Source organism: Bacterioplanoides sp. SCSIO 12839, assembly GCF_024397975.1.
In the GTDB taxonomy this organism is placed as follows: Bacteria; Pseudomonadota; Gammaproteobacteria; order Pseudomonadales; family Oceanobacteraceae; genus Bacterioplanoides.
In genome coordinates this window covers 2,730,222-2,753,550 of the sequence record NZ_CP073745.1, presented here as the reverse complement: position 1 = coordinate 2,753,550, position 23,329 = coordinate 2,730,222, and the positions used below count along the sequence as shown (strand labels likewise).

The window sequence follows — 23,329 nt, the reverse complement described above, 5'->3', positions numbered from 1 at the left end:
GGCGAATTCAGCACGGTATTCGGCTGAAAGCATGAAATATAACAATAACATTTATGTAACATTTTGCCGCTAATCTGCGCGCCAAATTGACTTACATATAATTACTCATCAGTTTCCGGAGATTGCAAGATGAACAAGACTACTCTGTTCAGCGTGATGGCTGCCAGCATGATCAGTGGCCAGGCGATGGCTATGTCAAAAACCCCAGAACCCGCACCAGAGCCAACGCCAGCCCCGGGAAAAATTGTTCGCTTTATTGCCATTGGTGATATGGGAACGGGTGAAGACGGTCAGTACAAAGTGGCCGACGTGATGGAAAAGGTCTGTGCTGAGCGTGGTTGTGATTTCGCCATTGGACTGGGCGATAACATTTATGAATCTGGCGCGGATTCCACGGATGACATTCAGTTTGAGACCAAATTTGAAGATCCGTACGCTAAATTGGATTTTCCGTTTTATATGGCATTAGGCAATCACGATAATACCTGGATCATTGGTGGCGATGGCCTGGACAATGACAAAGGTGATATTCAGGTGGCTTATCACTACAAAGAAAATCGCACCAGTGACAAATGGAACATGCCTGCGCGTTATTACAACTTCACCGCCCCAGCGAATGACATCAACCCATTGGTTGAGTTTTTTGCGCTGGACTCTAACCCGCTGGCGGGTGTAGCGGATGCTGATCATGAATATTTCCAGTTCCCGTATCGCAAGAAGCAAGCTAACTGGTTTAACCTGCAGCTTCAGAATTCAACGGCTCCCTGGAAAATTGCTTACGCGCATCATGCTTATATTTCTAATGGTCGCCATAATAATGCGGGTATTTATGATGGTTTCCCGGGTGCGGGCATCATTTATCGCAACTTTTTAAAAGACAATGTGTGCAATCAGGTTGATGTCATGATTGCCGGACACGATCATGAGCTGCAATGGCTGAAGCCAACCGACAGCTGCGGTAAAACCTTCCACATGGTATCGGGCGCTGGTGGTAAAACCCGTGACCTGACCAACCGTGACCGTAACGAAGCTTACTGGCAGGAAGATGGTGTACTGGGCTTCTTCTACATCGAAATTGAAGGGGATGAATTCCGTGGAACGGCATACACCGTTGATAAAGTCAGTGGTGAATACCAGGCGGCCTTCAGCCAGACCCTGACGCGTCAATAAAACGATACGCCTTATTTTTCGCACAACCCCGATCATTTATTAATACAAGCATAAGCGGCACTGAAGAGAGCAGTGTCGCTAAGGATGCCCTTGAGGGAATAATTATGTCTGTTTCTCGTCGTTCGTTACTGAAAAATTTAGGATTGGCTGGTGCTGCTGCTTCGGTTGCAGGCCCGGCAGCTGCGATGTCTTCGAAGCCACCGGTAGATCCACTGGCTGATAAAGTGATTGCTGATTTTGGTCATGGTGTGGCATCGGGCGATCCGCTCAGTGATCGCGTGATTTTATGGACTCGCATTACGCCACAAGTGAACGCTACCATTGATGTGAAATGGCGCATTTGCCGTGATATCGAGATGACCGATGAAGCCAACAGTGGCGTGTTCACCACCAATGCTGAGCGTGATTACACCGTTAAAGTAGACGCCGATGGCCTGATGCCAAATACCTGGTATTACTATCAGTTTGAAGCCGGCGATAAAAAATCCGAAATTGGCCGTACCAAAACCGCCGCAGAAACTGGCCTGGATCGTCTGCGCCTTGCCGTTGTTTCCTGCTCCAGTTTTCCGCACGGTTATTTTAATGTGTATCGTATTTTATCTGAGCGTAATGACCTGGATGCAGTGGTTCACTTGGGCGATTACATTTATGAATATGCCGAAGGTGAGTACGACGATAAAAACCTGCGTGAACAGCGTGCGCTGCTGCCTAAAAATGAAATTGTGTCACTGAGCGATTACCGTCAGCGTCACAACTTGTATAAGCGCGACCCGGATTTAAAAGCGCTGCATCAGCAATATCCGTTTATTGTTACCTGGGATGATCACGAGTTTGCGAACGATACCTGGAAAGACGGTGCCGAGAATCATAACGACGGTGAAGGCGATTTCATCGCACGTAAGCGTGCGGCTAAACAGGCGTATTTTGAGTGGATGCCAATCCGTAATCAGCCGGATGATCTGGAAGCGGTATACCGTAAGCTGCAGTTTGGTAACCTGGTTGATCTGATGGTGCTGGATACCCGGGTTGAAGGCCGTGATGAACAGGTAGGTTTCTTCACTCAATCAGAGCGTCATGATCCTAACCGCACCTTGCTGGGCTTCGATCAGGAGCAATGGCTGCATAACCAGCTTTCAACTTCGTCTGCTAAGTGGAAAATTTGTGGTCAGCAGGTTCAGATCCAACAAATTGGCCCGGTTGCTCTGCCAGATAAGTTAGGTGGCGGTGCCTCTTTCTTCCTGGATACCTGGGATGGTTATACGTCGACCCGTCGTCGTCTGTTTAATCACCTGGAGCAAAACAATATCGATAACTTCATCGTGTTGACGGGTGATATTCATTCAACCTGGGTGGCTGACTTAGCTCAGGACCCATTCGATCGTAATAAATATAACGGTAAAACCGGTGATGGAGCTTTAGGTGTTGAGTTTGTAACACCTTCTGTGACATCTCCGGCATTGCCTCCCGTGGTGGGTGATATTGCGGCGGCGGCATTAAAGTCCAGCAGCCCGCATCTGAAGTTCTGCGATATGGTGCATCATGGTTTCTTTATTCTGGATGTCACACAAGAACGTGCCCAGGCTGACTGGTATTACGTCAATACCATCGAGAAGAAGAGCACTGCACATTACCATGAGGTGTCTTATAAAACCGATAATGGCAGCAATCGCCTGAGTGAAGCGGATCGCCCGGTAACCGGCATTCGCAACCCGGTTCCGTTTGCACCTAAAGCGTAAGCGCCAGCGCTTCAGCCGAAGGCCACAGTGATGTGGCCTTTTTTGTGGCTTTTATTCGCTGATATGGCGTTGCTAGTGGTGATGTTATGCCGTCGTTGCATAAATACCTGAGATATTGGCGCACAATTACCTCTATAAAACTGGACGATGGTTCCAGATAAAACTAAGTTACACCTCATAAAATGTGGAGGATAAAAATAATGATACTCATCACAAGACTTCTGATGTGCGCATTGCTGCTGTTGCCAGCTTCGTTGTTGCAGGCCAACAGTAGCCATGCCGATGCGATTAAAAACGGTGCGATTTACCCGGTAGAGGTTCAGGCTGTATCGGGTGAATCCGAGGGCAACCAGTTCTTATCTCTGATTGGTAATATTCAGCATCAGATTGATACCAGTGTAAAAAAAATCGAACGTCCTTTTGAAGAATGGGCTTATAACCGTGGTGTTGGCAAAATTCCCAGTGTTTGCCCAGCGGGTTACAGCGACAATGCCGGGTTATGTGCCAGAGATTGCCCGGCGGGGTTCGATTCGGTAGCGGGTGTTTGTTGGCAACAATGTCCGGATGGTTTCAGTGATACCGGTGCTTTCTGCACCAAGTGGAAGTGGTGGCCAGAGACAATTACTAAACAATCCTGGGTTCAGGAGCGTGTAGTTAAAGAGTGCCCGCAAGGTCAGATTAATGAAGCCGGATTATGTTACGAGCCCTGTGCCGACACCTTTAATGGCGTAGGACCAATGTGTTTTGGCCAATTTGGTGCTGCCATGGCAGGGCGCATTCTGGGTCAGGCAAATGAGCAACATCAGGCATTTCTGGCAACAGCTGGCCAGGGCGGTATTGTGGTGCCTCAAGATCAGACGCCAACGTTAAAAACGGATATGTCATTTGCTCCGATTGTGTGTGGCCTGGATGCCATCGAAGGTTTTGCCGGTTTGCCAGTACCGGACGTTACCGGTTTAGCAGCAACGGGTGTTAAAGAAGCCGGCAGCGCTATTATTGGTGCCGTCTCAGATAGTCTGGATGAACAGGTTAACACCGCCTGGTATGTTCCATCGCTGGCGGAAACGGTGTTGTTTGATTTTACCACTGAGATTGCTTGTGATGACGACGGTACGGTTGCCACAGCCAGCCTGAATATGAAACCGAGTATCAGTGTTCAGGCTTCAACCCGGATGTTTGATCCGGCGTTACATGCGCTGGCGGGTGTCGATCTGGGGATTATGTCAGTATCGGTTTATGAGCTCATTCCCTTCCGTATTTATGGCTCCGTCGGTAGTACCATGAGTGCACAAACCCAGCTGACGTCAACGGTCGATCGTGCTCAGCCGCCGGTTATTATTAATGGTGTACAACACGCGAATCAGACTCGCCTGGATGTAACCCCGGAGATGGATATGTGGTTGTCTTCTCAAGCGTATGTTCGAATTACCAGTATTCTGAATTTCCTGCCGGATTTATTACAGATCGGTGCGGATTTTAAATTGTGGGTGATGGAATTATCCATGCCGTATTCGCTGGAAGAAGGTGTGCGTGTTGCCTCTGAAGGAGGCTATGAAACCTATAAAACGGAATCGCTGGAACGTCAGCTGAGTTCGGGGCGGGGTTATGTGGATACCTTCCTGAAAGTGCTTGGCATTGATATTAATGCGTTTGGTGATGAAGCTGATATTGATTGGCAGGGGAGCCAGGATAATGAGGTTTTACTGGCTCGCGATGAAGCTCAGTCAATTCTTCTGTAAATAACAGGCCCTAGACCTTCTGGTGATCAGGTCGCCAGAAGGTTTTTGTCATTTTATTTGAGCTTTATTTGAGTCTTATGTCCGTGTTTTATGTCTGTATTTAAAAAAATTCTATTGCTGTTACTGGGCCTTGCAGGCTTAAGTGCGGCGGCTTTGTATGGATATATCCAATCGTTGCCATCGGCTGCACCACAATTTGTTACGGCCAATTCTTTGTTGCCGGAGAAAGATTTTGATCCACTTCAGTGTAACCAGAATACGCAGCTGAACGTCGCTTATGATGTGACGGTGACAGTCACATCAGAATTAAATCAACAGGCAATCTACGATTCCCGACTGCGTTTTAAAACCCAATTAACTCAGGCGAATGATGACGTTGTTAAAGGCATTGCCAGCGGCATCACGATTAATGAAGGTCAGGGAGATATGGCATTGCAGGATGTTGTGTTTCTCAGCCGTATTGATGCGCAGCAATACGCCGTTTTCACCGCATTTGATGATTTAGGGTTAATTGAAAAACACCCCATGGCCATTGTGTCGCAATTGCTGAAAGGTTTGTCGGTTGGGGCACCTGATACCAATTATTTTTTCAGTTATGACCCGTTACAAAGAACTTATCGCTATCGTCAGCGTGCCAGACAATCAGTAACCGGAGGGCAACCGGGAACAGAAGGGCAGTCGGGAACAGAGGGAATTGTCGTTGAACGTGCGGCGTACCCAACCACCGCCAATATCCGTTCATTTGCCGGTTCATTTTCGGACTACCAAAGTGACTGGATGGTGCAACTAGGTAAAAACTGTTTACCGCAGACATTACGTACAGTCGAAAAACACGCGCTGAGCGTTGCCGGAAAAAAAGGTTTTATTCGTTTTAAAATCGAAGCGAAGGCCATTCCTGTCTTTACCGATATTCAGCAGTATCAATTTGCTCAATACGCCAACAGTGGCAATCAATGGAATGTAGCCGGCGTTAATGCGGACACACTGGCTGACCGCGTCGAGACTGAGGCGCAGATGTGGGAGGTTCTTCAGGAGTTTTCTGACAGTAAAGATATGGCGTCATTACGTCAGGCCGCAAATTATATGTTGGATCATTTTCAGGCGACGGATGCCGTTAATGCGTTACTGCAATCCGATCTGTCTGATTCTTCAAAGCGTGATCTGATCTTCGCTTTGGGAATAACCGGGCGTGATGATGCCGAAAGTTTTATGTTGCAAACTCTGGCATCGATGCCTGTTGCTGCTGGCAATGCGGCAGATTTACAAAAAGTAAGGCTGATGGTATCTCTGGCCGGTAACGATAAGCTGACGGTGGAATCTTTCCATGCCCTGGCAAACATGGCCGAGCAACAGAATGAAACTCCGAATGTCAGAAACAATGCCTTGATCAGTATGGGAACCAGTTTGGCAAACCTGAGTGATTCGGGCCAGGGGAGTGATTACCTGGAATCACAATTACGGCAACACATCACTGAGGCGATAACATCACCAGATCACTCTTCCGCCAGCGCCATCCTGGCTGCGGGTAATGCCCGTTTGGATGGTTTAGAGCAATCGATGTTATCCGTGCTGGAATCAGGTACACAAAAAGAGCGTTATGCTGCGGGCAGGGTATTGAGTCAGGATGAAAGCCAACGTGACCGTCTGATTGGCCACGTTGCTTCCGAACCATCGGATCAGGTGATGTATGCCATTTTATCCGGTTGGGATGCTGCTGAATTAACGTCAGAACAAAAACAACAGCTGGAACGGATTGCCGAGCAAGCACCTGCTCAGAAAGCACGCTTGCTACGGCAGTTTTTGGCGCGTTAAGGTCTCAGATGAACCTTGACGCTCATGCCTTCAAGGTTGATATCTTTGAGCGTAACGTCGCCCAGATGAGATCCAGAAGCACCAGCAACGCGCACGTTTTTGAACGCGATCTGTTTGATTTTGGTGGGCACTTTAACATCCAGCGAACCATCGGCGTTTAATGTGGTTCGGGGGCCAGGTTCATATTCCACGCCGGTGATTTCCATATCGGATTCCAACAGGTTTGATCCTGGCAAAAAAGACCCGAGCAGCGATTCCAATGTGGTTGCTGCAACGTCATCTTCCGAATCCATATTGCCACTGATCACATCAATCAGTTGTTCATACTGAGTGCCTAACGACTGACCGGATACATTCGACATCTCAAGTTCGCTTAAGGTCTGCATACCGGAGCGTTTAGCGAATGTTTGCTCTGCAACGGCCTGGTCATCGGTGGCTGCATTGGCGGAGGCCATAAAGGGCTGTATAGGGCCTAACAACATGGCACTGACGGCAGCAATTAAGCGGTAACGCGATTGCTTCTTCAGCGCACGACTCAATTGTTTATCGGTTAACCAGCCATTTTCGACCAGCACCTCACCAAGACGCATGCCTGTTTTCGCTTGTTGGGTCAACGCCTGATCAAGTTGCTGGCGGGTTATCAGTCCTTTGTGAATTAACAGTGTCCCAAGGCGGGATTTCTGTTGTATCTCATGGCGTTTTTGCATGACGGCGCAGCCCTTCTTTATGTTTATTTTCTCTGCATGTTTATGGTGCAACAGTTCTGAATTGCCCACAACGCAGAAAAAATGACAGCCCTCGGATTGCTGAAAAATGGGGCACTTAAGTATTTGAAATATAAGTGCTTCTTATCCTGATAAAAAATTCAGCAAATTTCTGAAAACCACTGCCGAACAGTGGCAAATTGGTTTCATCAGCTTGAGTATAGACAGTTCGTCATAAACTGCCGGGCGATAGCGACGCTGTATCAGAAGATTGGCAATATTAATTTAACAGCCGAAACTAATAGCGATAAGCTTTGTCCATAATCATCTATCAGAGGCTGGTAAAGTCGTTGGGCTGAATCCGCATTGGCCCTATAATGCCAACCGATATTATTTTTACCGATTTGGAGACAACAGGTGAGCGAAGCACGTCACGTTAAGTTATTGATTCTGGGTTCTGGTCCGGCGGGTTACACAGCTGCCGTTTATGCTGCACGCGCTAACCTGAATCCGGTGATGATCACTGGTATGCAAATGGGTGGTCAGCTTACCACCACCACCGACGTCGACAACTGGCCGGGTGATAACGATGGTGTTCAGGGGCCAGCCCTGATGGAGCGTATGAAAGCGCATGCTGAACGTTTTGATACCGAAATCATCTTTGATCAGATCAACGAAGTTGAGTTACAGCAGCGCCCATTCCGCCTGAAAGGTGACAGTGGCGAATATACCTGTGACTCTTTAATCATCTGCACCGGTGCTTCGGCAAAATATCTGGGCCTGGAAAGTGAAGAAGCCTTTAAAGGTAAAGGTGTTTCTGCTTGTGCTACCTGTGATGGTTTCTTCTATCGCAACAAGCGTGTTGCTGTGATTGGTGGTGGTAACACCGCTGTTGAAGAAGCGCTGTACCTGTCGAATATCGCTAAAGAGGTGGTTGTGATTCACCGTCGCGATAGCTTCCGCAGTGAAAAAATCCTGGCCGACAAACTGTTGGACAAGGCGGCAAACGGCAATGTGACCATTAAGTGGAACAGCGAGCTGGATGAAGTGCTGGGCGATGATATGGGTGTGACTGGCATGCGTATCAAAAACCGTGAGTCCGGCGAAACCGAAGAGCTGGATTTAGAAGGTATCTTTGTTGCCATTGGTCACCAGCCGAATACCGGTATTTTTGATGGCCAGCTGGATATGAAAGACGGCTACCTGAAGGTACAAAGTGGTACCGAAGGCAATGCGACGCAAACCAGCATTGAAGGTATCTTTGCGGCTGGTGATGTGATGGACCATATCTACCGCCAAGCGATTACCTCAGCAGGCACCGGTTGTATGGCCGCGCTGGACGCAGAGCGCTTCCTGGATAACCTGGAAGGCTAAAAGTCGCTTCATCTGGTTAAAAAACAACCCGCTTCGGCGGGTTTTTTTGTTTAAAAGCAAAAAATAAGTGTAACAATTGTAAAAAAGCTACACTTTTTAAGAATCTTATTGATAATACATCTCAATTGTAAATGGATTGGGGAGTATTATGTTGTTCTACAAGAAAACACTGGCCTTAGCTGTTTCGACGGTACTGGCAGGTTACGCCTATGCTGAAGATAAAACAGATGAAGTGAAGACCGATGAGACAGTTGAACTGTCGATGGTTCAGGTGGTTGGCCAAGCAACCGCAGGTTTGGATGAGTTAATCACAGCAGAAGATCTGGATAAGCTGCAAGCTCAGGATCTGAGCGATATTTTCCGTAAAAACCCAACGGTTAGTGCTGGAGGACCTGTAGGCCTCGGACAGAAAGTTTATGTGCGTAACGTTGGCGAAGATATGCTGAATATCTCTGTGGACGGTGCGGAGCAGGCGGGTGCGGTATTCCACCACTCTGGTCGTATCGCAGTAGAACCAGAACTCCTAAAACAAGTTGAAATCGAAGCAGGTGCTGGTAGTGCAACAGCGGGGCCAGGTGCTCTGGGCGGTGCAATTCGCTTTACAACAAAAGACCCGATGGACTTATTACATCCGGGTGAAACAGCCGGCGTATTATTGAAGTCAGGTTATTTTTCTAATGGCGATAGCACTAAAAACAGCGCGACCGTTTTTGCTGGTGATAAACAAGGTGACTTAAGTGCCATGGCCAGCATTGTTGGGGGTAACTTCAATAATGTAGAGGATGGCAATGGTGATGAGCTTGTCGGAACAGGTTCTGATAAGTTATTAGGTTATGCTAAGGTTGTTGGCCAGCTTAATGAGGCAAACCGTCTGTCGCTGAGCTATGAAGCACTCGAAGAAAGTGGTGACGTTTTATACCGCCCGGAGTGGAAACCAAGCCCTAAAAACCCGCTGTCTGATACCAAGGCTAACAGAAACACTTTGATCCTGAATTATGGATTTAATAATAGCAACCCGCTGATTGACTTCAGCGTTAATCTATACCAGACCAAAAATAACCAGAAACGAGATCAAGGACCTTTTACTTACGAAGGTAATGTGAAAAATACCGGTGCTCGCATTCAGAATATCAGTGTAATCGACCAGCATAAATTGGTTTATGGTATCGACTATCGTGAAGATAAAAGCGTACTTGAAGACTCTCAAGGATTCGAGGGAGGGGCACTTGTAGATTATCCGAAGGTCGATGAAGAGGGTAATGTTCAGGGCTTTTTTGTTCAGGATATTATGACTTTTAGCGATGCGTTAACCGTAACTGCAGGCTTACGTTACGATGACTATCACCTTGAAGATGTTCTTGAGCAGAAAATCGATGACAGTGGTTATTCACCTAACCTGAGTGCTAACTATGTCATTGGTGGTGGATTTAGTGTTAGTGCTGGCTATGCCCAGGCAATTCGTGGTGCAACGGTACAGGACGCGTTCCGTTTAGGCTCAGTTGCAAACGATAAAGACCTGGAAGCAGAAAAAGCTGAAAACACCGAGGTAGGTATTGATTATCAAGGTGATGTATTTACTTTTGCTGCAGGTGCTTACCACTCTGTTATCAAAGATTCTATTGGTGGGGATTTACCTTGGTCCAAGGTGTATACCAACCAGAAAGAAGATATTAAAACTGACGGTTTTTATGCCAATGCTGCTGCTAATTGGGATCAGTTGACGCTGACTGCAGCATTTAACACTGCTGACAGTAAACGAGATGGTGAGCGTGTATCGCGTTATGTATACAGCTCAACGGGTGTATCAATTGGAGATACATTAGTTTTAACAGCTGACTACCATTTTTCGGATGATTTACAGTTTGGCTGGAGCAGTGAGTTAGTTAATGATTTAAATAACGTTAAATTGGAATTAGCTGATGAAACGGTTGAGACCGATAAACCTGGTTATGGTGTCCACGATATTTATGCTCGCTGGTTACCATTAAGTGATGATTTATTAACTTTAAACTTTGCAGTGAAGAATTTATTTGATCGTCAATATACCAGTCATGCGAGTCTGGAAGACTTCAGTGATAACCCTGGTTATGAGATTATCTCCGGTTTGCCTGAAGCAGGTCGTGAAATTCGCCTGAGTGCATCATTGCGCTTCTGATTTCTGGCTTAAATGACCAATAAAAAGCTTCTGACTCATAGAGTCAGGAGCTTTTATCGTTTTGGGAATATGGAAATGCTCGCTAAAATATTAGTGGTCGAAGATGATGCTACTGTTAATCAGTTATTATGTGAGAAATTACGGCAATCGGAGTTTGATGTTGATTCAGCGTTTAATGGACTTGATGGCTTATTACAGGCGAAATCCAGTCAATATCATTTGATTTTGCTTGATGTCATGATGCCGGAAATGGATGGATTTGAGTTTTTGGCTGAACTGCGCAAAGAGAAGCAAACGCCTGTGCTTGTACTGACTGCTTGTGGTGGTGAAGAGGATCGTATTCAGGGGTTTAAAACCGGAGCGGATGACTATTTAATTAAACCTTTTAATATGACGGAGCTGCATTTACGTGTTGAAGCCATATTGAAGCGTACTTCACCAGAACTTTTTAATACAGCAGCAAACAGTAGCGACCAGCAATTTTTCCAGTTTAATAAACAGACTATGGATGTTGATGTGAATACCCCGGACGGAAATATTCACAAGCTGACATTAACGCTGATTGAATATGATTTATTGAAGACATTAGCAGAGCAAGCCGATGATGTTCTGACCAAAGCCTATTTGTATCAAAACGTTTTGCGAAGAGAGTTCAGCCGATATGACCGAACATTGGATATGCACATCAGTAAAATTCGTAAAAAGTTTGTAATAGCTGGTTTAGGTGTCAATCTGATCAAAACAGTCCGCGGGCAAGGGTATTGTCTTGATTTGAGTGAGTTATGAAAAATATCTTGTCCTTTTTTCTTTCTTTCAAGCTGTTTACCAAGCTTTATCTGATTATGGCATCTTCAACCGTTATGCTGGTGGTGCTGGTGGTTGTATTAACGGATTATGCTGAAAGAGAACTGAGTTTAATTGAACCTGAATACCAGCAAGTACTGCGTTCATATGCCAGTGAAGCCAGTGCTATTTACCGCCGATATCCTGATGAGGCTCAACGTTATGGAATGCTCAACTCGTGGCTGAAAACACTGATGGAGAAAGAAAACACCTGGGCGGCCATGGGAAGAACAGAAGCGATCTGGCTGGCAGGAAAATTAGATACACAGTTATTCGGTAAAGATCCGGACTTAAGTGTTGGCCGTAGTATTCATTATCCTATCCACCTTTATTTCAGTTTTAATCCGGTGATGAAACTGCCAATGCCGGAAACCGACTATTTTCTGTTTATTCAGTTGCCACAAAGAATGAGGCCAGGCTCTTATTGGCAAGCCATTAATCATTCGATTACCTATGGTTTGCCAATTTTGTTAGTTGCGTTATTTGCTGCTTTGATTTATCGCCATATTCGTATTCCGCTGGCGTTATTACAGAATGCAACGAACCGCTTCCGTGATGGTGACTATGAGGTACGAATTGGCACAAAAATGTTTGCACGTCAGGATGAACTCAGTGAGCTGGGTCAGAGTTTCGATACCATGGCCGATCACATCGGTGTGCTGGTACAGCGTCAGCAGCAGCTTATTCAGGACATTTCACATGAGTTGCGAACGCCGATTACGCGTATCAAATTAGCATTGGGTGACAATCTGGATGATCCGGTACTGCAACGCGTATCGCGTGAGGTAGATGGGATGCAATCCTTGCTGGAGGATACTTTAACTTTGTCCTGGTTAAACAATGCTGACTGTAATACCAAAAAGGAATTTACTCAGGAAACCCTGGATGTTTGTTTATTAATCGACGCTATTGCTGAAGATGCACGTTTTGAGTTCCCGGATAATATCCTGACACTGTCTATCCCGGAGGAGTGTATTGTGAATAAAAGCAATCACCGTGCCTTGGGTCAGGCACTGGAAAATATCATTCGTAATGCAATGAAATATAGCCCTGTAGGAAGTGAAGTCGAGGTATTACTAACGACTGAGCGTGATCTGGTCAAAATTATCATTTCTGATCAGGGTCCGGGGGTTGAAGAGCAATATCTCGAAGCGATTTTTGAACCTTTCTTTCGTGTTGATAAGGCCAGAAATAAAGACACCAAAACGTCAGGCTATGGGTTGGGTCTGGCGCTGAGTCGACGCCAGGTTGAAGCGCTGGGCGGACATGTAACGGCACATCTTAAAGAGACAAATCAACCTGACTGTAGTGGATTGGTATTTGAAATTATTTTACCGATGAACCTGAATTCAGGGGGTATGTAATTATTCGCTATCAGGTCGCGTAAGTATTTCTTGGAGAGCTGTAGTTTTCCCTTTAATCAGAGACTGCTTAATGGCGTTAATTCGTTCCTGCGTTAAAGGATGAGTCTGCATAAACTCCAGCCATACCGGGTTATGCTCAAAATACTGCTCATCTTCACGTTTTTTTATTTGCGTGAAAAACTCATCTGCACCGCTGGTGTGTTCATAGGTGTTTAATAAGTGCTGTAAGGCCTGCTGGTCAGCTGCTCTTTCCATATCCCGGCTAAAGGCAAGTACCGTCATCATGGAGGTATTTTGTGTCACCATTTGGGCAATATTATCACTGCCTATTAATGAAAAAATCAGCCCCAGTGATAATTGCTCCAGCAACAGAATCATCGGGTGTCGCAGCTGAATATGAGCATATTCATGAGCTAATACCATGGCTAAACCATTTTCCGACTGAATATTTTCTAACAGCCCCCGGGTGATAAAAATGTGACCGCCGAGAGTGGCAAATGCATTTGGAGTTTCTTCATTGGCCAGATAATGCACCTGCACCGGTAAGGCATTGTCTCCTATAACTTTATGCAATAGCCGTTGTAAGGCTTGTTCTTGCTGATCATGCAGTGTGGTTGAGCCTTCATTTATGGGCTGTGCCTGACTTTGCCAATTTAACTCCCATTCATACGGTATTCGTGGCCCTAACCAGGAAGCACTTGAGGCAAGCAACCATGTCAGCAGGGTAATTAACAGCACGACCGCAAACGATAGAATCAGAAAATCTTTGAGTGGATGCTCATTCTTATTATTAATATGATCGGGTAATGCAGGATTATTGGTTGGCCGGGTATCCATCACGTTAGCTCTGAGCTGGTATTGAAGTGGATTCTGTGAGAGCCGATGGTGTAGGGATCAGTGCCGTGCCGTAAGCCAATACCTCCACCGACCCAAGCCCTTTACCAGCATTTTCACCAATACGTGCGGTTTCAAACTTCAGGTTATAAACGGCATCGGCCCCTTTGTCCCGTGCGTCCTCCTGCATGCGTAGTACGGCTTCACGGCGTGCACGATCGAGTAAACTTTCATAGGCAGCGACACGCCCACCAAAAATACTGCGTAAGCCTGCGGCAACGGTTTTAAAATAATCAACGGAGATCACCACATTGCCACTGACTAAAGTACTGCTGTGGCGGGCATATTGAATAGGAGGGAATTTTTCAGGCATGACCAATAGCTGGCGATAGGCTTGTTCACGCTGATGAATGCGCTTGTAATGGCGAGACTCTGCAAGTCGTCCAAAGAAGTAACCGAGCCCCAGTAATACTAAAAAAGTCAGTAACTGGCCCATTAGCGGTCCTCCACGATAACCGCTGTGCCATAAACAAAAATCTCAGAAGCACCGGCAGCGATGGATGAGGTTGAAAAGCGGACATTCACAATGGCATTGGCACCAATGGCCTGGGCCTGTTCTTTCAGGCGTTCAATGGCTTCATCACGCGATTCTGATAACAGTTCGGTATAGCCCTTTAACTCACCGCCAAAGATATTTTTTAAGCCGGCCATGATATCCCGACCAGCATGCTTAGCCCGAACGGTACTGCCTTGAACCAGGCCAAGGTGTTGAGTGATTTTTTTGCCGGGAACGACTTCCATATTACTGATCAGCATTGTGATCTCCTGTGTAGAGTTAATAACCCGATAATAACGAAAAGTGTTAATTGCGCCAAAAGTTTGTATGCCTTTTCCACGTCGAAAGAAATACCGTCTAAACTTTAGGGAATTTCCACGTAAAGCAGAGCCAACTATGAATCTATTGGTTGTATTTATATGGTTGTTGATTGCGAATGTTTCTTACGGAGAAGAGTCACCCCAGCTTCAGGCATTGAAGCAGCAATACAAACGACCTGACTTTATCCCGTTCCCGGCTGATAACCCTTATAGTGCTGATAAAGCCCAATTAGGGAAAATGCTGTTTTTTGATCAGCGTCTCAGTCGTCATTTCAATATGACTTGTGCAACCTGTCATAACCCATCGTTAGGTTGGGAAGATGGGGTTGCGACGGCTGTCGGTGATATCAATGAATCACTTGCGAGGCATTCCCCAACTCTGCTGAATTTAGCCTGGGGTGAAACCTTCTTCTGGGATGGGCGTGCGGCAACATTAGAAGAACAAATTCGTGGGCCGGTTGAAGCCGAAGTTGAGATGAACATGTCTTTAGCGGAAGTGGTTCAGAGGCTTAACAAGGTGGCGGGTTATCGCGAGCAATTTCAGAAAGTGTTTGGCGAATCGATTAACGAAACCAACATTCTGAAAGCCATTGCAACCTATGAGCGTACACTGGTGTCTGGTACCGCGCCTTTTGATCGTTGGGTTGATGGTGACGAAGGGGCAATTTCTGCTCAGGCGAAAGCGGGCTTTGAGTTATTTAATGGCAAAGCTGGCTGTAGCGGTTGTCATACCGGTTGGAACTTCACCGATAACCAGTTTCATGACATCGGTTTGGCGACGGATGATTTAGGACGAGCCAATATTACTGCCGACCCGGATCATATTCATGCCTTTAAAACGCCGGGGCTGCGCAACATTGGCCAGCGTATGCCATACATGCACAACGGTTTATCGGCGAATATGGATGCAGTTCTTGCACACTATATTTCCGGCGGTATTCCGCGTACCAGTCGCTCAGCTCTGATGAAACCTGTGCTCCTGAATCAGCAGGAACTGGATCAGCTTAAAGCCTTTATGGCCACGCTCGACGGCGAAGATAAGCCGGTCAGCCTTCCTATTTTGCCTATTTAAACGTGCCAGTCAGAGCAATTGTGTTATGAAGATTAAACAAAAATTATGGTTGGGTTTTGGTCTGATTCTGGTGCTGTTCAGTGCATTGAGTATTTATCTCAGTACTCAGCTGGGAGCGATTGGTAATACTGCCCTGAACGTGATGGAGCACCCGTTGAATGCGGTTAACAGCAGCCGCAGTGCATGGGATGTATTCCGTAACAGCAGAGAGCTGGTGGCGACAGAATTGGCGGCTATTCAATTTTCCGATTCTCAGCAAAACTCAGAAGCACTCAGTACGCTTCAGAAACAGTTCAACCAGGAAGTGGATATGGCAGAGAAGGCTGCTGTTTCTCTTGGTTCTCAGTTTGATTTTGTCGCTACCCGCACGCTTGCACAGCGTTGGTATGAGCTTAATGTACTCCGAATTGGTGGTGAAGGTTTACAACAGCTGCCGGATGAACGGGTGCTGACCGACCTTGACCAACAGTTAGAATACGCTCTGGAGCAGCTGGTACAGGCAAGCATTCAAAGTGCTCAGGCCCATAAACAAACAACTGCAGAGGCCATTTCTGGAACACAGTCAACGGCTGTCACCGTTATGTTAGCTGTGTTGGCCGTTGGTATCATCATAGCCATATTGCTCTCACTGAATATTCAGAAACCACTGTTAGTTTTACAGCAGGCAGTCGAAAGTCTGTCGCAGGGTGAAGCTGATCTGACTCAGCGTCTGAAATTAAACAGTAATGATGAAACCGGAGATTTGGCTCGTGAACTCAATGTTTTTATTAATCGGATACATGAATTAATTATTGATACCAATGCCTCTGTTACCACTTCCTGCAAGGTTTTAATAGGACTGACTGAAATTGCCAGCCAAACCCGGGAAGGCGCAGTGGAACAAAAACAGGCGATGGTGATGACGGAATATTGCGTTAAAGATATGACCGATGCGGTAAAACAAATGAATGACTTCTCGCACCAGGCCAAGGATCAGGCGGATGTAATCAATCATGATACGCAAAGCAGTATTCAGCTGTTACAGCAATCGTCTGATGGCATTGTGCAGCTATCTAATGAAGTGTCTGCGGCACGAGAAGAAATCCAGTTGTTAGCAGAAGATAGCAACAGCATTTCCTCGTTAATTAATGTGATTGATGAAATTGCTGAACAAACCAACTTATTAGCACTGAATGCAGCGATTGAAGCCGCGCGAGCCGGCGAAGCAGGCCGAGGGTTTGCGGTTGTGGCTGATGAGGTGCGTGCTTTGGCCAGCAAAACCCGTGAATCAACGGATAACATCCGCAAAACCATCAGTGGCATCCAGGATAAAGTCTGCAGTGCCCGTAATGTGATGGAGAATGGCCGCGATTTAGCGTTGCGTTGTGTCGAGCAAAGCGGTGAAGTGAATGAATCACTGAATGCGGTAGGCATAAAAATTCAGGAAATTTCTGAAATTAACGGCACCATTGCCACACAAAGCCATGAACAAACATCAACCATGAGCCATATCTCTGATCGTATGGGCTTGGTTAATAACGTCGCATCCGAAACGGAACAGCGTACGGCTGAGTTGCAGCAAGCCCGGGAGCAACTCGCAGAAGCGTTAACCAAAGTAGAAGGCGACCTGGGCGAGTTCCGTTTGTAAGCACTTTCTTTATATAGCCAATACGCGAAATAAAAATACTGAACTAGACTGGTTTGTAATAAACCCATTTTGGCTTGAGACTTTGATACATGATGGCGCAATTTTCTGGATGGACACTGGGTCTGATGGCGGTCATCGTCGTGCTGACCCTGTACTTCCATATTTTCCGGTACTCCAATCGTACGGCTGAAATCGCCCCGAATATTCTGACCAGTATTGGCATCTTTGGTACGTTTTTAGGTGTCGCACTGGGCTTATGGCACTTTGATACTGCTGATATTCAGGGCAGTGTGCCGAAACTGATGGACGGCTTAAAAACTGCATTCTGGTCGTCCATTGTGGGGCTGTTGGGAGCGCTGACGTTAAAAATTCGTGCCGCGATGTCTCAGGTTGGTCGGCGGGAAGTCACACAGACCCGGGTAGCGACCATTGATGACCTGGACAGTTCACTGAAACATCTGGCGGATCAATTCAGTGCTGAGCGAGAAGATGCTCTGCCGCGCACCTTCACCCGTAATCACCTACAGGTTGTTGATCGTCTGGATCAGGTTATTGCGTCACTGGATGGCTATCAGGAGCGCATGGCAGAAGCCAATGCCAAAGCGTTGGTACAAGCGATCGAAACCGTTATGCGCGACTTTAATACCCGTATTAACGAGCAATATGGTGATAACTTTAAACGCCTGAATGAAAGCGTTGGCAAAATGCTGGATTGGCAGAATAACTATCGGGATCAGTTACAACAGCTGATTACCGAGCAGGAGCGAACATCCGGCTCAATGAAAGAAGCCAGCCATGCGTTTGAATACATGGTGAAACATGCCAACGCCTTTAATGGCATTTCTGAATCGCTGCAGGATCTCCTGAATGGCCTGGAGGCACAACGCCAGAACCTGCAATCACAACTGGGTTCACTGGCTGACCTGGTGAATCATGCTGCTGATGGTTTGCCGAAGTTGGAAGAGCGGGTGGTGGCATTGACGCAGGGCATGTCAGAAGCTGTGCAGTCCCAGCAACGCTGGGCGGTTGAGCAATTAGGAGCAATGCAGCGTGGTGTTGAGCAGCAGCTAGAACAGCAACTGCAAGCCAGTAACGAACGCCTGCAAGAACAACAGCATCATAGTCTGCAGCAATTGCAGCGTCTCGGTGAGCGGGTTGAGCGTCAGGTTGTGGCGCTAGATGAAAGCATGGAAGAAGAGCTGAATAAGGCACTGAAGTCCTTTGGTATGCAACTGACGGCTTTATCTGAGAAGTTTGTGAGTGACTACACGCCGCTGACGAAACGTTTACAGCAGCTGGTTAAAGTAGCCGAATCTGTCGCTGAAACTGAGCATGATTGAGTAGCTGCCGATGAATGAAAATGAACTGGAGCAGTTAAAAGAACAGGAAGGCCATTGGGTTGCAGTATCGGATTTAATGGCAGGTCTGATGATGGTGTTTATGCTGATTTCCATTGTGTTTATGGTGAACGTTGAAACCGAGCGTAATAAAATTCGCGATATTGCCATTCTCTACGATCACCTGCGTACTCAGTTGTACGATGATCTGAATAATGAATTTGCTCCGGATATGCAACGCTGGGGTGCAGAACTGGACAAAGATCTGGCGTTTCGGTTTAACAATACGGATGTGTTGTTCGATCAGGGTAAAGCCGAATTAAAACCGGAATTTGCCGATATTCTGGCCGATTTCTTTCCCCGTTATGTAAATATTATTACTCAGCCGAAATACCGTGACGATATTCTTGAAGTGCGGATTGAAGGGCATACCTCCAGTGCCTGGTCAGGAGCGGCGAGTGATGATGATGCTTATATTCGGAATATGGATTTATCTCAGGAACGTACTCGTACCACGTTGGGTTATGTACTCGGGTTGAATAATGTGGCCACCAATAAAGACTGGTTAAAAACACATTTAACCGCCAACGGTTTATCGTCTGCCAAAGTGGTACGCTCTGAAAGCGGTGTCGAGAATGAAGAGGGCTCTCGTCGTGTGGAATTCCGTGTAAGAACCGATGCGGATAGCCGAATTGCCACCATTTTAGAGAAAGTTTTATGAAGCTGCCGGATTTTCTCGACGATGCTGACCTGAATGCTTTGCGCCAGAAAATGGGAGCTAAACAGCTGGGAGAATTTGAACTTTTTGATCCGCAAAAACAGCTGACGTATTCCGAGCGAGAAGCATTGGAAGAAGGCCACTTCTCTATCAATGCCGCCGAATTACGTGCCTTAAAAGATAAAACACTGGCGTATAAAAACTCCCGCATTTGGCTGGGTCATGAACAAAAATATCACCTGGCTTATTGCCAAACGGTTCAGCAGTTACGTCACCGTCAGGTGAGTGTTGTTACCGGGACAGAAGCTAATGCAGAGGATGATTTATGCCTGGAATGCCTTGCACTGCTGAAATACCAGGGAGTTGATAGTCGCCGGGTTCGGCGCAATGAGTTTACTGAGCATGTTCAGGAAGAGTTTGATTTGGCTGACTTCAAAAAAACGTTTCCTTTCTACCCGGTTTAGCCGATTGATTGATGAGTTGTCCGCTCAGAACAACTTACTGTCTGTCTGACACATAGCTCCTGTTTCCCCGCTTTTGCACAATACCTGGCTTTATCCTGATAAGAATAATAGCCATGCAAACAACCACTTCTCCATCAAACACAGCACCAGCTGCCTCAATAAATCCTGAAATGGCACAACACCCACATCACTTTTATCGCTGTCAGAACCCGGATAAACCGCTGCGACCAGCACCAGCGATCAGTGCTCAGTACAGTACAACGTACGAGGGTTATCGTCGTATGATGTTCGCGGATTGTGATTATCAGATGAAAATGTCGGCTGCCGAGTTTGATGCGTTTCCGGTGACCAGGCGCTGGATGGATGCTGAGTGGGAAGGTGATTACACCAGTGACCAACTGGCACTCTGGATGCGTCAGCAGCCTAATAATCAGGGCCGTAAGTTGTTCGAACAAGCGTTGGAAAACGGCATTAACTCGGTCGCGGATGCTCCGGATATTCTGAAAGAATTTTTCGCTCAAATAGATGCTATCCCACAGTTATTCGACCTGGACAAAGCCCAGAAAGGTGCCGACCTACTCGCGAATATGTCACCACTGATGCATTACATGGCGAACACCAGCCTGATCTGGGTATCCAGTACCATGGGCCCGGTATCGCGTATGGTCGGTTCAACCGGGCGCTTTTTTAATGTTGAAAACTCATTAAGCCGGTTTGTTGAAACCAGTTCGTATGTCGTGGGAGATGTGTCTTCTGCGGATGTATTTCAGCGTTTCAGCCAAAGTTTTAAAACCGGTGCTCGCGTGCGTCTGATGCACTCTCTGATTCGTAATCAGGTGATTAAATCGGATAACAAAGATTTAATCGACTTTGCTGAGCGTGGTCACCCGATGTCCGATCATATTGGTGCCAATGGCGGCTTTATGTTCACCTTGTATTGCCTGAAGTTCAGTGCGTCAATGGGGGCGAAATACAGCCGTGAAGATTATGAAAACTGCTGTGAACTGGCTCGGGTGATTTCTTACATTAATGGTACTGGCATTGATGTGTTACCAAAGGACCTGGATGAATGTTACCTCTACGTTGACCATTCTCTGGCGATGTGTGAAGGCCAAACGCCCTTTACTGAAAAACTGAACCAGGCATTTTATTTTGGTATTCCGGATTTAATTGCTAAGCGACAGAGTTCCAGGTTGTTAGCCTTGATGAATCCACTCAGTCGGGGTTTCTTAAATGGCATTAATCGTTGGGCGTACGGCAACGACATTTTCCGCGATATGCCTGGGATGCCACAGCAAGCGTTTTGGGCTGTGCCATTGTTTGTGCTGATGCGGGAAGTGCGTCGTGGCTATCTGATACTGGATAAACTGATTCCGTTTTATGAGCAACGGATGAAGCGCCGCCGTCAGAAGCATCGGGAATTCAGCAATAAGAAGTTCGTTTCTTTTGTTGCCAGGCTGATGAAGCGAGAGGGCAGTGACGAAGTTAAAATGACCTACGATGGTCATGACAACTCCACCACTAAAGATCTGAAAGGTGCAGACTCTTAATCTGTCTGTATATCAGTCCGAAAAGCGGCCGGGGAAATACCTTCCCGGCGGCTGAAAGATCGGTCAAACGATGAGCGATCGGCGTACCCCAGCTCCAAAGCAATATGATCAATTTTATTTTGTTTATCATTCAGCAGCTTGATCGCAAACTGATGGCGCACCTGCTCATGTAATTGTTTAAAACGGGTGCCTTCCTGTTGTAATCGCCGCGATAGGGTTTTCCCGCTGATATTCAGCAGGGACGCCACCTCGTTTAAGGTGAGATTAAAGGCGAAGCCCTGATCCTGTTGAGTCAGGATATTACTCACTTGCTGAATATAACCACTGGCTTGTTCTTTATGAATCACGTCATCCAGTTGTTGCCGGATTGCAGACTTCATCGCCTGGTCTGGAAAGTCCAGCCGAACTTCCAGGCAGGATTCGTCAAAGATTAATTCGGTATGGCTGTGGTTAAAGCTGACGTGTGTGTCCGGAAAATATTGGCTGTACAGCTCACTGTATACTGGTTCAGAAAACTGAAATTTCAGTGACCGTAATGGAATGGGCTGACTGCATAAAATTCTCGCACTTTGCAAAATAGCGCTGACAAATAATTCAGCCCGTGTACGTTCTTCATCGGGTTGTCCCGGACTGATCTGGTGACGGGCAATCACCAGGCCATTTTTTTGTTCAATGACTGGTGCTTTATCCGAGGATAAATAACGATAATAACGGGTAGACAGATCCGCCACTTCGGCAAAGGTATCGCAATAACTCAGCATAAAACCGAGCAGACCATAGTTCTTTAACTCAAATCCTTGCCCAGCGATTAGTCCCAGCTGTGGTTGCTTTGTCGCTTTCTTGACGAGTTCAAGTAAATGATCGACTTTCTCTATCGGGAGCCTGATATTGGGATTGCGCAGCTGCTCTTCATTGACACCTAATGTGGTTAATACCTGACCATGCCATGGGCTACCAGTGGTGTCTGATTGACGCATGTGATTTAGGATTGGCATCAGTATGGTGATACGCATTGAGCCCGACACAGAATTTCCTAATTTAAAAACCGTAAGTGAATCTTACATGGCTGTAGCTTTGAGTTCATTGCTGGTATGTAGATTTCAATGGCCGCCACGACTCTATTGAGGATCGTTATAATTTAACTTATTAGCAATCAGTGACAAGAGAACATTGTCTGACGTTATTTTTATGTATAAAAAAACCCGCTTAGTTTTCACTAAGCGGGTTTTTAAAATAAGTGGTAGCTATGGGCAGACTTGAACTGCCGACCCCAGCATTATGAATGCTGTGCTCTAACCAGCTGAGCTACATAGCCACTTCATACATTGAGAAGAAAGATAATGACCTTGCCGTCTCAAGTGGCGCGTATTATGCCACGATCTTCTGAGTCGTCAACTATTTTTTCACTAGGCTTTTCAATAAGTTAACTCAGAGTGTCTTTCCTGCGGTAGAGTTGGCCGAAGAGCCACAAAAAAGGCTGATATTTTTGAGAATATCAGCCTTTTTTAATGTTTCACTTGGCTACCATGCAGAGTGCGGGAGTTAGAGTCAAGCTCTGACGAGCTTAAACCGAGAACGACTCACCGCAGCCGCACAAGTCTTTGGCATTGGGGTTGTTGAACTTGATGGTGGAGTTCAGGCCTTCTTTGCTGAAGTCGATCTCAGTACCTTTCACAAAGTTAGCGGCATCACCTGCGACATATAACGTCACGTCATTGGCGGCCTGAATGGCAATATCGCCATCCTGAGCCGCTTCCACAAATTCAATGTCGTACTTAAAGCCCGAACAACCGCTCTTCTTCACACCAAGGCGAATACCTGCCATCTCGGTGTTTTTCTCCAGTTGTTTACGCACATGTTTGATGGCCGCATCAGTCATGCTGACTTGCGGCGTCTCTGTGGTAACACTGGCTGGATCGAAGGTTTCAATCGTCATTAGTATCTCCTCCTTTGC

General features: G+C 46.5%; 20 protein-coding genes and 1 tRNA gene. 14 read left to right on the top strand and 7 right to left on the bottom strand.

Annotated elements, in window-relative coordinates:
* The first annotated feature begins 129 nt into the window (after positions 1–129).
* The 4 genes from KFF03_RS12665 (at position 130) to KFF03_RS12650 (ending at position 6,457) form a co-directional block, all read left to right on the top strand.
* On the top strand, positions 130–1,170 hold the full coding sequence (locus KFF03_RS12665; protein WP_255857288.1) for a metallophosphoesterase: 1,041 nt from the start codon (positions 130–132) through the stop codon (positions 1,168–1,170).
* A 104-nt stretch (positions 1,171–1,274) separates the two neighbouring features.
* Complete coding sequence (locus tag KFF03_RS12660) at positions 1,275–2,906, top strand: alkaline phosphatase (RefSeq protein WP_255857287.1); 1,632 nt, start codon at positions 1,275–1,277, stop codon at positions 2,904–2,906.
* A gap of 200 nt (positions 2,907–3,106) precedes the next feature.
* Positions 3,107–4,645: a hypothetical protein gene (locus KFF03_RS12655; RefSeq protein ID WP_255857286.1), complete on the top strand. Its 1,539-nt coding sequence runs from the start codon at positions 3,107–3,109 to the stop codon at positions 4,643–4,645.
* 90 nt (positions 4,646–4,735) lie between these two features.
* The gene (locus tag KFF03_RS12650) at positions 4,736–6,457 is read left to right on the top strand and encodes a hypothetical protein (RefSeq protein ID WP_255857285.1); all 1,722 of its coding nucleotides are present in this window, start codon (positions 4,736–4,738) and stop codon (positions 6,455–6,457) included.
* Here the strand turns inward: KFF03_RS12650 and KFF03_RS12645 are convergent.
* A complete protein-coding gene (locus KFF03_RS12645) occupies positions 6,454–7,164 on the bottom strand; it encodes a hypothetical protein (protein WP_255857284.1) in 711 nt (236 codons plus the stop codon). The two genes, KFF03_RS12650 and KFF03_RS12645, sit on opposite strands and share 4 nt — an antisense overlap.
* A gap of 414 nt (positions 7,165–7,578) precedes the next feature.
* Between KFF03_RS12645 and trxB the strand changes: the two genes are divergently transcribed.
* From trxB to KFF03_RS12625, 4 genes are all read left to right on the top strand, one after another.
* The gene (gene trxB, locus KFF03_RS12640) at positions 7,579–8,535 is read left to right on the top strand and encodes a thioredoxin-disulfide reductase (protein ID WP_255857283.1); all 957 of its coding nucleotides are present in this window, start codon (positions 7,579–7,581) and stop codon (positions 8,533–8,535) included.
* A gap of 148 nt (positions 8,536–8,683) precedes the next feature.
* Positions 8,684–10,690, top strand: a complete 2,007-nt coding sequence (locus KFF03_RS12635) for a TonB-dependent receptor domain-containing protein (RefSeq protein ID WP_255857282.1) — start codon at positions 8,684–8,686, stop codon at positions 10,688–10,690.
* Between the two features lie 12 nt (positions 10,691–10,702).
* Entirely contained in the window at positions 10,703–11,476 is a 774-nt protein-coding gene (locus KFF03_RS12630; RefSeq protein ID WP_255857281.1) for a response regulator transcription factor, read from the top strand.
* On the top strand, positions 11,473–12,897 hold the full coding sequence (locus KFF03_RS12625) for a sensor histidine kinase (RefSeq protein WP_255857280.1): 1,425 nt from the start codon (positions 11,473–11,475) through the stop codon (positions 12,895–12,897). The genes KFF03_RS12630 and KFF03_RS12625 overlap by 4 nt, the downstream gene beginning before the upstream one ends.
* Here the strand turns inward: KFF03_RS12625 and KFF03_RS12620 are convergent, their stop codons facing one another.
* Genes KFF03_RS12620 through KFF03_RS12610 form a run of 3 tightly spaced genes read right to left on the bottom strand, consistent with a single transcriptional unit; the run spans position 12,898 to position 14,547 of the window.
* Complete coding sequence (locus KFF03_RS12620; RefSeq protein WP_255857279.1) at positions 12,898–13,734, bottom strand: M48 family metallopeptidase; 837 nt, start codon at positions 13,732–13,734, stop codon at positions 12,898–12,900.
* A gap of 4 nt (positions 13,735–13,738) precedes the next feature.
* Entirely contained in the window at positions 13,739–14,227 is a 489-nt protein-coding gene (locus KFF03_RS12615) for a YbjQ family protein (RefSeq protein ID WP_255857278.1), read from the bottom strand.
* Positions 14,227–14,547, bottom strand: coding sequence for a YbjQ family protein (locus KFF03_RS12610; protein WP_255857277.1), 321 nt, complete (start codon positions 14,545–14,547; stop codon positions 14,227–14,229). The genes KFF03_RS12615 and KFF03_RS12610 overlap by 1 nt, the downstream gene beginning before the upstream one ends.
* Positions 14,548–14,683: 136 nt before the next feature.
* On the opposite strand from KFF03_RS12610, the gene KFF03_RS12605 reads away from it, so the two are divergent.
* From KFF03_RS12605 to KFF03_RS12580, 6 genes are all read left to right on the top strand, one after another.
* Positions 14,684–15,679 carry a cytochrome-c peroxidase gene (locus KFF03_RS12605; protein ID WP_255857276.1) on the top strand — a complete coding sequence of 332 codons (996 nt, stop codon included), beginning with the start codon at positions 14,684–14,686 and terminating at the stop codon, positions 15,677–15,679.
* Between the two features lie 25 nt (positions 15,680–15,704).
* On the top strand, positions 15,705–17,306 hold the full coding sequence (locus tag KFF03_RS12600) for a methyl-accepting chemotaxis protein (RefSeq protein WP_255857275.1): 1,602 nt from the start codon (positions 15,705–15,707) through the stop codon (positions 17,304–17,306).
* A gap of 89 nt (positions 17,307–17,395) precedes the next feature.
* Positions 17,396–18,646, top strand: coding sequence for a hypothetical protein (locus KFF03_RS12595; protein WP_255857274.1), 1,251 nt, complete (start codon positions 17,396–17,398; stop codon positions 18,644–18,646).
* Between the two features lie 10 nt (positions 18,647–18,656).
* Positions 18,657–19,364, top strand: a complete 708-nt coding sequence (locus KFF03_RS12590) for an OmpA family protein (protein ID WP_255857273.1) — start codon at positions 18,657–18,659, stop codon at positions 19,362–19,364.
* Positions 19,361–19,825 (top strand): hypothetical protein, encoded by a 465-nt coding sequence (locus tag KFF03_RS12585; protein WP_255857272.1) that lies wholly within the window; start codon positions 19,361–19,363, stop codon positions 19,823–19,825. The genes KFF03_RS12590 and KFF03_RS12585 overlap by 4 nt, the downstream gene beginning before the upstream one ends.
* Before the next feature lie 113 nt (positions 19,826–19,938).
* A complete protein-coding gene (locus KFF03_RS12580; RefSeq protein WP_255857271.1) occupies positions 19,939–21,375 on the top strand; it encodes an oxygenase MpaB family protein in 1,437 nt (478 codons plus the stop codon).
* On the opposite strand, the gene KFF03_RS12575 is transcribed toward KFF03_RS12580, so the two are convergent.
* The 3 genes from KFF03_RS12575 to KFF03_RS12565 form a co-directional block, all read right to left on the bottom strand.
* The gene (locus KFF03_RS12575) at positions 21,372–22,400 is read right to left on the bottom strand and encodes an AraC family transcriptional regulator (RefSeq protein ID WP_255857270.1); all 1,029 of its coding nucleotides are present in this window, start codon (positions 22,398–22,400) and stop codon (positions 21,372–21,374) included. The two genes, KFF03_RS12580 and KFF03_RS12575, sit on opposite strands and share 4 nt — an antisense overlap.
* A gap of 213 nt (positions 22,401–22,613) precedes the next feature.
* Positions 22,614–22,690: transfer RNA gene (locus KFF03_RS12570), tRNA-Met, on the bottom strand.
* A 249-nt stretch (positions 22,691–22,939) separates the two neighbouring features.
* On the bottom strand, positions 22,940–23,311 hold the full coding sequence (locus tag KFF03_RS12565) for an iron-sulfur cluster assembly accessory protein (protein ID WP_255857269.1): 372 nt from the start codon (positions 23,309–23,311) through the stop codon (positions 22,940–22,942).
* Positions 23,312–23,329: the final 18 nt, after the last annotated feature.